We start from the raw sequence: 13,160 nt of genomic DNA on the forward strand, positions 1-13,160 counted from the left end.
CGATATAGAGATGTTTTCCCGTGTTTTGCCTGGCCAGATTTCTCATCTCGGTATCCGGGCGGAGATCTATGGCGAAGTGCGGGAGTGGAACTTCGGCTCGTTTCTCGACGGCCAATACGAGCCGGTCGGAATTCCGGGCGATCCTCGCGATTTCCTCGGCGGGTTCCGAGGACAGATGGGCATGCGGTCCACGATAGTTGGCTCGGCCAGCGTGGAGCGTGGGCTTGGGGCGGCGCTTGTCGACCAGATAGCCGCCTTCGCGAGCGACCTGTACAACCGGCAAATCAACTACGAGCCGGTGCCGAACCGGCTGGGAAGGCAGGCGAATTCCAATTCCGCCGCTGCCTACGTGATGCGGATGCTCGGAATTGATCCAAATTCTCTATCCTATCAGGGTAATCCCGTAGGTCTCAACGTTGATCTGTCCGACCGACGGTTCGGCCTGCCATCGCCGGGCTTCTATTCGGGACGCGCACACGCTGATTATTTGGACTGGCAATATGGTGACGCGGTGCCGACTCCGGCCCCGAGACCAACCGACCTTGCGCCTTCCGTCACCTCACCCGTACCGCAGCCATCTGGCGTGCAGCAGCCCCCAATTCTATCGCCGATAAACTATGTGCCGGGCGCGCCGATTGGAGTAAGCCAGACTCCTGCAACACCCATCACCGCTCCCAGCGCCGTTTTTCCCAATGCGCCGGTTTCAGCGCCGACTGTCTCGGCTCCCCCGAATCCAGTCGCCCCCTCGTCTCTCGTCAACATCATCGACCAGAACCCGCAAAAACCGTCATCGCTCAATCCGAACAAGTCGCAGAAATCGACCAAAAGCGGCAAACAAGGTGGCGGCACAAACCGCAATTCGGACCGTGGCGGCAGCCGTAGCGGTGATCATTACGGCGGCGTCGACCGAAACGGCGGCTTCGGCGGTTCCAAATCGACCTCCGGTGGCATCTCTTCGAAGAACTCTGGCTCCGGCGGAAAGAGCGGCGGGTCGTCTCCCAAGGACAAGGGCTCCAAGTCGACCGGAAAGAGCGGCGGAGGCTGGGGCAATGGCAATAGCCCAGGCGATACCGCCAGGGGCAACGGGTTCGGCGGCTCCGGCCCGTCGGTCGGCAAAGACCCCGGCGGACGTAGTTTTCAGCATGAAGGCAAGCGCGACAATAATCAAAAGAGCAAATCCACAGGCGGCTTCGGCGGATTGAGTGTCCCCGTCCTCCTCGACCTCACCGGCAACGGCCTCGCCGTCGATCCCCTCTCCTCCTCGTCCTTCTTCGTCGATCTCGACGGCAGCGGCTATCTCCACCGCATGGCTTCGGCGGGCGCCGGAACCGGCATGCTTGTTCTCGACATCGGCGGCGACGGCAAGATCAGCGATGCCAGCGAATTCGTCTTCACCGAATGGGACAAGTCGGCGACAGGCGATCTCGAGGCTGTCAGGAACGTCTTCGACACCAACGGCAATGGCACGCTCGATGCCGGCGATGCGCGCTGGTCCGAGTTCAAGGTGCTGGTCGACGGCACCATGGTCACGCTCGATTCGCTCGGCATCGCCTCGATCGACCTGACGCCTAGGGGTAGTGGGCAGAACTTTGCCGACGGCTCGGCTATTCTCGGTACCACGACCTACACGCGGACGGACGGTTCGACCGGCACCGTCGGTGACGCCGCCCTTGCCGTCGATGGCAATGGCTATCTCATCCGGCGAAGCTCGGAGACGAGTGCCGACGGGTCGACCACGGAAGACGTCTTCGGCTATTCGCCGGACGGCCGCCTCGCCTTCCGCAACCTGATCACCAGAAGCGCGGACGGGCAATCGACGTTCACGCAATTCGACGACGACGGCAACGGTACCTTCGATCGTTCGCAGCGGATCGAGGTGACGACGGATGCCGGCGGCAACAGGCACCGCGTCGTCAGCAACTTCAATGCCGACGGCTCGCTCCGCGACCGCACGACGACGACCACCGGCGCCGGCGGCCGCACCGTCACCACCACGATCGACCAGGACGGCGACGGCACCGCCGACCAGAGCGAGATCTTCACCACCAATGCCGACGGCTCGACGACGACCGTCACCAGGGCGCTCGCGCCCGACGGATCCTTGCTCGGCGAGGTCAAAGTTGCCGGCAGCGCGGATGGACTCTCGAAAACCACTTCCACCGACGAGAACGGCGACGGAGGGTACGACTCCGTCATTTCCGACGTGACGACGATCAACAGCGAGGGCGAACGCGTACGAACGGTCGATACGCGCAACGCCGACGGCTCGCTCCGGGATCGTTCCACCACGACGACGGCCGCCGATGGCCGCAGCCGCAGCATCTTTTCGGACTTCGACGGAGACGGCGTCACCGACGAGCGGCAGGAGGTACGCATCTCGGCCGGCGAAGACGGCAGCACGACGACGGACATTGCTGCCTACAGCAGCGACGACGCACTGCTCGGCCGCGAGGAAACGACGGCGAGTGCCGACGGCAAGAGGACGACCACCCGCTCCGACCTTGACGGCGACGGAACGGTGGACCGCACCATGACCATCGCGATGGTTTCCCAAGCGGACGGGGCCAGTACGCAGACCGAGACCGCTACCAGCGCGGACGGTACGTTGCTGTCGCGCACCGTCACGAGCCGAAGCGCCGACGGCAAGCTGGTGACGACGGAGGCGGACGCCAACGGCGACGGGGCGGTCGAACGCCTTACGAAGATCACGGTCGGAGGCGACGGCGCGACGACCGAGGAGATTGCGGAAACGCATCCGAACGGAACGGCCGCCGGCCGAAGCGTCAAGCTTACCGCGGCGGACGGCCTTTCGTGGATACGGACGACGGACATCGACGGGAACGGCGCGACCGACCGCACCGAGAGCTCGACCACCACCATCAATGCCGATGGCAGCCGCACGGAAACCGCGGCGATCAGAAGCGGCAATGGCAGCCTGATCGGACAGAGCGTCACGACCACGTCATCCGACAGCCTGAGCCAGACGGTCCAACAGGACGTGACCGGCGACGGCGCCGCGGACCTTATTGCAAGCGACCGGATCGCATTGAACGCCGACGGGACCCGAACCGAAACCATCGACACCAGGAGCGGCAACGGCACCCTGCTCGGCTCCACCGTGAAGACGGTCAGCGCCGAGCGCAAGACGACGACGGTCGCCATCGATGCGGACGGCGACGGCACCATCGACCTCCAGACGGTTTCCGTGATGGCGAGCGACGGAAGCGCTGTCGTGACCGAGCGTGCAACCGCGTCGAACGGCGCCTTGCTGGCGCAATCGAAGTCTACGGCGAGCCGGGACGGCTTGAAGCAGGTTCTGCTTACCGACGCCGATGGCGACGGCACGTTCGAGCATGAGGCCGCGACCGAAACGACCCTCGGTGCGGACGGCAGCCGTACGGTTACCAGCACGTTGCGCGCGGGCAACGGCACCCTGATCGAGCGAACGGTTTCGAAAACCAGCGACGACGGCTTTGCGGCGTCGGTCGAAACGGATGCCAACGGCGACGGTATCGTCGACCTTCGTGCAAGCGAGACGAAGCGGATCAACGCCGATGGCTCGGTTACGGTCACGGTGAAGAACCAGCAAGGCACCAGCATCGTCGGCAGCACGGAAACGGCCACCAGCGGCAACGGCCTCACGCGGACGATCCGGACCGACGCGGACGGCAATGGTACGGTGGATACGACCGCCACGAGCACGCGCGTGCTGCAGGCGAACGGTTCGATAACGGACACGGTCACCGTCACCAGTGGGTCTGGCGCCACCCTTTCGCGCACCGTGACGACGTCGAGCGCCGACGGCAGAAGCCTGTCGACGGCGGCCGACATCGACGGCGACCTGAAGGACGACGTGACCAACGTCACCCTCGTCAATGCCGACGGTTCGGCTACGTCGACGGCATCGACTTTCGCGAGCGCGAAGCTTCAGTCCCGGTCGACAGCGACCACGAGCGCCAACGGCCTGGTCACGAAATCCGAGACGGATGCGAACGGCGACGGCGTTGCGGATCGCGCGGTGGAGACGGCGACAGTCCTGAATGCCAGCGGCGGCAGGACCGTGACCGTTCGCGAATTCGGCGCGCATGGCGCGGTGAAATCGAAGACCGTTGTCGAGACCAGCGCCAATGGCCTCTCGGAGACGACACAATGGTCGGCCACCGGGGACAAGGTGACGCGATCCAGAACAATGACGGCCACCGTCAATGCCGACGGCAGCACCGGTTCGGCCGAGAGCTATTTCAAGGCCGGGGGGGCGCTCGAAAGCAAGATCGTCTCGGCGACCAGCGCCGACAGGAAGACGACGACTGTCGCGGGCGATATGGACGGCAACGGCGTGATCGACCGCAAGGCGGTCAGCACCGTCAATGCCGACGGCAGCACGACGACGGTCCTGTCCGACCTCGGCAGCGACGGCGTCAAGGTCGTCGGCAGGAAGACGGTGACCGCGAGCGGTAACGGCCTGAAGACGACATCCGATTACGACACCGACGGCAACGGCGCGCTCGATACGCGCTTCACCTCGTCGACGGCGTTCAACGGCAACGGCAGCAGGACGGAAACAGTCACGCGACAGGATGGCGCTCTGAAGACGCAGGAGAAGGCGGTTACGGAGATCTCCGCGGACGAACTGAGCATCACGCGGAAATGGGACCTCAACGGCGACGGCAGCTTCGAGAGGAGCCGCACCGACGTGACGAAGCGCAATGCCGACGGCTCCGTGACGAGAAAAGTCAGCGAACTCAGCGGCACGACGTCCACGCGCCAGGCCGAGACCACGACGAGCGCCAATGGGCTGTCGGTCACCCACCGGTGGGACCTCGACGGCAACGGCAGCTACGATCAGTCTTCGACGGACACGACCGTGCTGAACGGCAACGGTTCCGTGACGCGATCAGTGACGAGCAAAAAGGCCGACGGTTCGCAGATCGCCAGATCGGTCGAGACGCGAAGTGCCGACGGCCGTAGCGTCACGGTCACGGAAGACCGGACGGCACTCGGGCTCGCCAGCCGCGCGTTGGTCAGCTCCAAGACGACGCTTGCGGACGGCTCGGTGGTCGAGACGCTGTCTATTCTCGACGCAGCGAAGAAGCTTGCGGAGAAGCAGACGACGACCGCGAGCGCAGACAGCCGGGAAATCAGCATCGTCCGCGACAGCGATGGCGACGGCAAGACGGATCAAACCGAAACCTATACGCGCTTCGTCGACGGATCGCAGTCGACCGTCATCACCGGCTATAGCAAATCCGGCACGAAACTCGATGGCACCACGATCACGACCTCGGCCGACGGGCGGACGACGACCACATCTTGGGATCTCGACGGCAACGGTACGACGGACCGCCTGCGCAGAACGGTGCTGACGGCCAATGCCGACGGAAGCGAAAACACCGTTTCAACCGACACGACGGCCGCCGGCGCGATCCGGAGCAAAACGGCCGCGAAGGTGAGCGCCGACGGCCGGAGCGAACTCGTCTCGCGCGACCTCAACGGCGATGGCTTGACCGACAGCACGGAAACGACCGTCAGGGACCTCTCCGGCGCGGCCGTCACGACCATCGTCAACAATGCGGAAGCACGCAAAACCTCCTATCTCATCGATAGCGATGTCGCCTGGAAGGAGGCGATCGCCGCAAAGAGCGAGATCGCCGTGACCGCCGACGGCAACGGCCGGACCATGCGCTCCGACTTCGACGGCAACGGCACCTACGAATATGCCGAAATGGCGGCGACGCAGATCGACGGGTCCGTCTTGAGCACGATCACTGAGACGGACAGCAAGGGCGCGGTCATTGCCAGGGGCACGAGGATCGAAAGCGCCGACGGCCGGACCGTGAAACTCGAGAAAGATGCCGATAATGACGGCGACCGCGACCGGACACAGACGGCCGTAACCCATCTCGACGGCGCGGTCACGCTGACCACCGTCGAGTGGACCTCGGCCACCAGCATCAAGGAAACGGTGACCGAGAGCTTCAACGCCACCGGCAAGCTGACCCGCCGCCTGACGACGGACGCCGCCGGCAAGCGAACGCAGGAACTGCTGCTGCTCGCCGACGGAACGATGACCGACTCCGTCTATGACGGCGCAAGCGGGAAAACGCTATCCGTCACCAGGCTCAGCAAGGACGGAGTCCCGGTTACCGCTACGTTCTACGATCCGCTCGGCGCAGAGAAATGGAAGGAGGCGACGCAGACCTTCGACGCTGCGGGAGAACTCATCAAGCAGGTTCAGTCGAATGACGACGGGTCCAGGCAGACCGATACGTTCGATGTCGCCAAAAAGCAGAGCTGGGCGCAGCAGACGGATGTCAACGACAAAGCGGGCGCCCTCACCCAGCGTTCCTACCTGAACGACGACAAGACGCGCGTCACCACATTCTACGATGTCGCGAAAGCGAAACCCTGGTCGAGCGCCGTGCAATATTTCGACGCTGCGGGCAAGATGACGAAGCAGGTTCAGACGAATGACGACGGGTCCAAACAGACCGATACGTTCGATGTCGCCAAAAAGCAAAGCTGGGCGCAGCAGACGGACCTCAACGACAAAGCCGGGGCGTTGACGCAACGCTCCTATCTCAACGACGACAAAACGCGGACGACCACGCTTTACGACCCTGCCAAGGCCAAATCCTGGTCCACCGTCACCCAATATTTCGACGCTGCCGGCAAACTGAGCAAGCAGGAGCAGGTCAACGACAACGGCACGAAAGTGACGGACTGGTTCGATCTGACCGACGCGCAGACCTGGGACCGGCAGACCTATTTCTATGACAAGGCCGGTGTGCGGACCCAGCGCTCGTGGGTCTATGACGACAAGACGAAAACCAACATCTACTACGATACGACCAAGACCAAGGGATATTCCAGCCTCACTCAATATCTCGACGTTGCGGGCAAGCTGACCCGGCAAGATGAAGTGAAGGACGACGGCACCAGGCGAATCGACTGGTATGACGTTCCGAAAGCGCAAACCTGGACGCAGCAGACGGACCTGTTCGACAAGGCCGGGGCCCGCACCCAGCGCTCCTTCCTGTACGACGACGGTTCGAAGTCCAACACCTTCTACGACGTTGCCAAGAGGCAGGCATATTCGAGCCTTACGGACTATCTCGACAAAGCAGGCAAGCTGACGAAACGGCACCAGACGCTGGACAACGGCACGAAACAGACGGACTGGTTCGACATCGCCAAGACGCAGGCGTGGACGCAGCAGACCTATTCCTATGATGCCGCCGGAGCGACTACGAAAAAGACGGGCTGAACGATAACGGCACCAAAAACATCATCTTCTACGATGTCGCCAAGGCAAAAACCTATTCCAGCCTCACCCAATACCTCGACGCAGCGGGCAAGCTGACGAAGCAGGTGCAGATCAATGACAACGGCACCAAGCAGACGGACTGGTACGATCTCGCCGACACGAAGGCGTGGTGGCAGCAGACAGATTGGAACGATGCCTCCGGCGCGCTGACGCAGCGTTCGTATCTGGACGATAGCAAGACGCGGGTGACGACGAAATACGATCCGGGAAAGACGCAGAAATGGACGACTATCGTTCAGAATTTCGATGCCGCCGGCAAGATGACGACGCAGGTCCAATCGAACGACGATGGGTCGAAGGAAACGACGACATACGACGTGGCGAATGCTGAGAAGTGGTCGCAGTTGAGCGATGTTACTGACACAGCAGGAAAACTCGTGGAGCGCTCACAGCTGAACGATGACAAGTCCCGCACTATCATCACAGACGATCCATCCGGCGCACACCGAACCACAAAGCATTTCAATGCGGCTGGGCAACTCGTAGAGTCAAGCGATCTAAGTGGAGGTGTTTTAAAGACGACCTACTATGACTTTGATAACTCGAAATCGTGGGCACATTGGACTCACGGGTTGATGATCCCCCGACCGCTCGCCCCATTGACATTTCAATCCACGACTTGGGACAACGGAAAGGTCACCAGCGGCAAACCACCCGTCCTCCTCGACCTCAACGGCGACGATCACATCGACCTCCGCCCCTTCAATCCATTGGCCACGAACGGCCCTGCCTTCGACTGGGATGGCGACGGCACACGCGACGCGACCGCCTGGTTCGGACCGGAAGACGGCATTCTCGCGATCGACCTTGCAGCCAACGGCGCGTCTGGTTCGGACGGCCTGATCGACCAAGAACGGGAACTCGCCTTCGCCTCCTGGGCCGAAGGCGGCGGAGTGGCTTCCGACATGGAGGGCTTGAGGCTGGTCTTCGATACCAACCGCGACAATGCCCTCGACGCGCAGGATGCGCGCTGGAACGAATTCCGGGTCTGGCAGGATCACAATCAGAACGGCGTCACCGATACCGGCGAGCTCATGACCATGTCGGAAGCGGGCATCCGGCTCGTCAACCTGCTGCCATCCACCGACGGAGCAAAGGCCTTCGACGACGGCTCTGTCATCACCGGCACGAGCTCGATGACGATGACGGATGGCACGACGAGGCTCGTCGCCGACACCACTCTGGCATTCCGCCCGTCCAGCCTCAACCAGGTCGCCTGACGGGGGACCGGAGCCCCGCGGCCGTTCGTCCGCGGGGATTGTTCAACGCAATCCTGTTGCAAGCAACATTCGCAGTCATCGAAATGCCGGGAGGCGGCCGGAGGACAAAGCTGCCACATGCATAGAGTAGCGACATCATCACCCGGCGAAGTACCTGCAGAACGCATCGGAGAAAGGCAGCCGGACAGCGGCCTGTCGGCGCTTTCCGCCATCGCCGGCTATTACCGCCTGCCGGCGAATGCCGGGGCAATTGCCCGTCAACTGGCCATCACCGGCCCCGCCGGTACCGACGACCTCCTGAGAGCCGCACGCCTGATCGGCCTCAAAGCCCGGTCGATTGCCGCGACGGCCGGCCGTATCGCTACGATGCCGGTGCCGGCAATCGCCTGCCTCACGGATAGTTCCTTCGCCGTCTTCGGCGGCAAATCCGGCGAAGGGAGCTTTCGGCTCGTCAATCCGGTCGATTTTTCCAGCCGCGATGTCGATACCGCCGAACTGCTGCGGCTCACGGGCGGACGGTTCATCCTGATTCAGCGGCGCTTCGGCGGACCGGGCGCTGATCCGGCAGCATTCGGTTTTCGCTGGTTCCTGCCGTCGATCTGGCGCTACCGCCGCGCCTTCGGACATGTGTTGATCGCATCGCTGTTCGTCCAGCTCTTCGCACTGATCACGCCGCTTTTCTTCCAGGTCGTCGTCGACAAGGTGCTGGCGCATCGCAGCTATTCGACGCTGATCGTGCTCGTCGTCGGGCTTGCCGTCGTCGGCCTCTTCGATGTCGTGCTCCAATATCTGCGCACCTATGCATTGTCGCACACCACCAACCGCATCGATGTCGAGTTGGGGCGCCGGCTGTTCCGGCATCTTCTCAGCCTGCCGCTCGACTATTTCGAGACGCGACCCACCGGCCAGACCGTCGCCCGCATCCGCGAACTCGAAACCATCCGTGCCTTCCTCACTGGCCAAGGGCTCTTTTCCGGCCTCGATCTGATCTTCACCTTCGTCTTCATCTTCGTGCTCTTCAGCTATTCCAAGACGCTTGCCTGGATCGTCGTCGCCTCGATCCCCTTCTATCTCGCCATCGGTTTTCTCGTTCGTCCGTTCCTGAAGGAGCGCATCGACGAGAAGTTCGAACGCGGAGCCTGGAGCCAGCAGTTGTTGGTAGAAACGGTGGTCGGCGTGCAGACGTTGAAGGCAGCGGCGGTCGAGCCCGTCGTATCGGCCGATTGGGAGGAGCGGCTCGCAGCCTATGTGAAATCGTCCTTTCTCGCGACGATGCTTGCCGCAAAGGGCCAGAATGCCGTTCAATACATCAACAAGGTGACCAGCGCCGCCCTGCTGCTTTTCGGCGCACAGGCGGTGATCGACGGCCATTTGACGGTCGGGGCGCTCGTCGCCTTCAACATGATCGCGGGCCAGGTCTCGCAGCCTATCCTTCGTCTTTCACAGCTTTGGCAGGATTTTCAGCAGGTCCAGGTCTCCGTTTCGCGCCTCGCCGACATCCTCAATGCGCCGGCGGAGCCACGCCCCGCCGCGACCATCAGCCTCCCGCCCCCACGCGGCGCCATCGCCTTCAAATCGGTCGGCTTTCGCTACGCGCACAATGCTCCGGACGTGTTGAAAAATGTGACGCTCGCGGTTCGCCCCGGCGAGGTGCTTGGCATCGTTGGACCTTCAGGATCGGGGAAATCGACGCTGACGAAGCTCGTACAGCGCTTCTACATTCCGCAAACCGGTCAGGTCTTCGTCGATGGCCACGATATCGCCCAGGTCGACCCGGCCTGGCTGCGCGCCGGAATCGGCGTCGTGCTCCAGGAGAACATGCTCTTCAACCGCTCGATCCACGACAATATCGCACTGGCCAATCCGGCGATGTCGCGCGCGGCGGTGATGCGGGTCGCGCGCCTTTCCGGCGCGGACGAATTCATCGCGAAACTTCCGCGCGGTTACGACACGCAGATCGAGGAGCGCGGTGCCAATCTCTCCGGCGGTCAGCGGCAGCGGCTGGCGATCGCTCGCGCGCTCGCCACGAATCCCCCGATCCTTATTCTCGACGAGGCCACGAGTGCCCTCGATTACGAGAGCGAGCGTATCGTTCTCGCCAATATGCGCGAGATCGTGAAGGGCCGCACCGTGATCATCATCGCCCATCGCCTCGCGACCGTGCGCCACTGCGATCGGATCATCGGCATGAAGGACGGCCGCATCATCGAGGAAGGCTCCCATGAGGTCCTGGTCGCCCGACCGAACGGGCTCTATTCGCATCTCTGGCAGCTCCAGACAGGGGCCGCACAGGCATGAAGCGGTCATCATCATTTTGGAAGCTTCCGCGCGGAAGCTCGCATCGGCGACGGGATGATGCCGAGTTCCTGCCGGCGGCGCTCGAGATTCTCGAAACGCCACCCTCTCCCATCCGGGCATCGCTGATCTGGCTCCTGTGTGCGCTCGCCGCCGGCGCGCTTTTATGGAGTTGGATCGGGACATTCGACATCGTGGCGACGTCACAGGGCAAGATCCAGCCACTCGGCAGGGTCAAGGTCATCCAGTCTCTGGAGACGAGCAAGACCCGCTCGGTGCCCGTCGCCAATGGCCAGGAGGTGAAGGCCGGCGACCTTCTCGTCGACCTCGACGATACCGAATTACGGGCCGACGCCGATATGCTGTCCATCGGCCTCGCGGCGCTCAGGGCCGATATTTCCCGGCGAGACCACGCCCTTGTCCTCGCCTCTGAACTCGGCATCGATGCAGAAGCCACATCGTCTCGAAAGCCGGCGGCCGAGATCGTGTTTCCGTCGGGAATCCCTCCCCAGATCCGGCGCCGCGAGCAGGCTGTGCTCGAAGCCGACATCTCCGAGCTCGTTTCTCTGCTCGACCGCATTCGCGCCCAGAAGAGGCAGAAGGAGGCGGAGGTTGCGCGGCTGTCTTCGACCATAAATGCACAGCGTACCCTGGTTGCGACGCTCGGCGAACGGGTGTCGATGCGAACGTCGCTGTTCAATTCTCAATCCGGATCGAAGGCAGAGGTCATCAATGCCGCCGAGATATCGCAGCGCGCCGAAGCCGAACTGGCGGAAAGGGTGGGACAAATGGCCGAGGCCGAAACGGGTCTACAGGTTCTGGTCGCAGAGCGGACAAGCGCGATCCGGGCGTTCATCGCCGAGAATGCCCGCCAGCGTGCCGATGTCGCCCGGCGCGCGGACGAGCAGGAACAACAGCTTAGGAAGATCACGGCTCGGCTCGGATCGATGAAGATCCACAGTCCGATCGACGGAACGGTTCAGGCTACGGCGATCACGACCATCGGGCAGATCGTCAGTTCGGGAACCGAGCTGATGCGCGTCGTGCCTCTCGTCGGACCGATCGAGATAGAAGCCTATCTCCCCAACAAAGACATAGGATTCGTCAGCGCCGGGATGGCCGCGGTGATAAAGATCGAAGCATTCCCATTCACCCGCTTCGGCGTCGTCGAAGGCAAGGTCGTCCAAGTCGCGACGGACGCCATTCCGGAGCCGGACGCGCAGCAGATCGAAGGGGCCGCTGCGAAGGAGATCGAAAGCCTGATCCCAATCGGCAATGTCCAGCGCATGCAGAACCTCGTCTTTCCTGTGACTGTGCGGCCCAACCGCACGACGATCACGGTCAATGGTCGGGTCATGCCGCTGAAACCCGGCATGGCCGTCACCGTGGAGATCAAGACCGGAAGGCGACGGATATTGGAATACCTGTTCTCGCCCATCGCAAAGGTTGGGTCGGAGGCCATGGGGGAGAGGTGACGTTCAATCCTCCTGTACTCGTCACAGCAACTCAGCCAGACCAGGGCCTTGGGCTGAAAAGCTCTTCCGCGCTGCAGGCGCGGCGCGGTTCTCATCCCAGTGGCGAGCATGGGCACGAGGGAGCGAAACGAAGCCGCCGGCTGGGCCAACTTCGTCTGCGCAAAGGGCGAGTCTCTACATCGGTCTCGCGCAGGAGCGCATCCGTGGTCAGAAGTGGTGCACGCATTGCCTTGGCATAGGCGTAATGGAAGCAGTCGAAATTGCTGAGATGACGTTTGCCGATGCCGTGCTTCTCAGCCACCGCGACGGCAAAGGACAACACCCGGCGCGGTGAGCCTGGTTCGCGAAGATGGATACCTCTTGCTTCCAGCCAATCGACAACCGCACCTTCTGCAGGCCAGAGTTGAGGTGAAAGGCGAAGGTGCATCGAGCAATGCAGCCTCATAGGCGGTAGCGGTATCCTCGCCGGCCATCATCGATACGATCGCACAGGCGTCGACAAACATCTACTTTTCACCCAGTGGATCGTGATCAAGGTCGTGATAGGCTTCCGGCGGCACCGGTTTTCGATCCGCTGGAAGGCCAGCCCCCGTCTTGCGAGAATCGTCTGCGCCGTTTCGCGCGGGCTCTCCTTTCGCATTCGATTTCGAATGGTCTCGCGAAGAGCTGAAATCACCGCATCTGTGATGCTTGTACGATCGATCCGGGCAAGTTCCCTCGCCAGATCATCCGCTTCCTGGTTCCTGATGTTGAGGGTCACTTTGTGTTGCTCCACATGTGTAGCCTACATCTGTGTAGTTGCGAGCAAGCAGCAAGACTCATTCCTGTTCTGGCCATAGGAACCGA

At 62.4% G+C, this 13,160-nt stretch carries 5 protein-coding genes; 4 read left to right on the plus strand and 1 reads right to left on the minus strand.

The window, feature by feature from the left end; all coding sequences use genetic code 11:
- Window positions 1-10: 10 nt before the first annotated feature.
- The 4 genes from FB009_RS16955 (at window position 11) to FB009_RS16970 (ending at window position 12,314) form a co-directional block, all read left to right on the plus strand.
- The gene (locus tag FB009_RS16955) at window positions 11-7,264 is read left to right on the plus strand and encodes an adhesin (RefSeq protein ID WP_164830074.1); all 7,254 of its coding nucleotides are present in this window, start codon (window positions 11-13) and stop codon (window positions 7,262-7,264) included.
- Window positions 7,265-7,368: 104 nt separating this feature from the next.
- Window positions 7,369-8,544: a hypothetical protein gene (locus FB009_RS16960; RefSeq protein WP_162304065.1), complete on the plus strand. Its 1,176-nt coding sequence runs from the start codon at window positions 7,369-7,371 to the stop codon at window positions 8,542-8,544.
- 117 nt (window positions 8,545-8,661) lie between these two features.
- Window positions 8,662-10,842, plus strand: a complete 2,181-nt coding sequence (locus FB009_RS16965; RefSeq protein WP_011975077.1) for a type I secretion system permease/ATPase — start codon at window positions 8,662-8,664, stop codon at window positions 10,840-10,842.
- Entirely contained in the window at window positions 10,839-12,314 is a 1,476-nt protein-coding gene (locus FB009_RS16970) for an HlyD family type I secretion periplasmic adaptor subunit (RefSeq protein ID WP_011975076.1), read from the plus strand. Before FB009_RS16965 ends, FB009_RS16970 begins: the two co-directional genes overlap by 4 nt.
- Before the next feature lie 472 nt (window positions 12,315-12,786).
- Here FB009_RS16970 and FB009_RS33920 read toward each other — a convergent pair whose 3' ends face one another.
- Window positions 12,787-13,089, minus strand: coding sequence for a type II toxin-antitoxin system VapB family antitoxin (locus FB009_RS33920; RefSeq protein ID WP_011975074.1), 303 nt, complete (start codon window positions 13,087-13,089; stop codon window positions 12,787-12,789).
- Window positions 13,090-13,160: the final 71 nt, after the last annotated feature.

This window comes from Sinorhizobium medicae, from assembly GCF_007827695.1.
Taxonomy (GTDB): Bacteria; Pseudomonadota; Alphaproteobacteria; order Rhizobiales; family Rhizobiaceae; genus Sinorhizobium; species Sinorhizobium medicae.

Excerpts from the sequence above, each read along its gene's own strand:
- FB009_RS16965 (WP_011975077.1), top strand. The coding sequence starts at position 8,662 with ATGCATAGAGTAGCGACATCATCACCCGGCGAAGTACCTGCAGAACGC.
- FB009_RS16955 (WP_164830074.1), top strand. The coding sequence starts at position 11 with ATGTTTTCCCGTGTTTTGCCTGGCCAGATTTCTCATCTCGGTATCCGG.
- FB009_RS16970 (WP_011975076.1), top strand. The coding sequence starts at position 10,839 with ATGAAGCGGTCATCATCATTTTGGAAGCTTCCGCGCGGAAGCTCGCAT.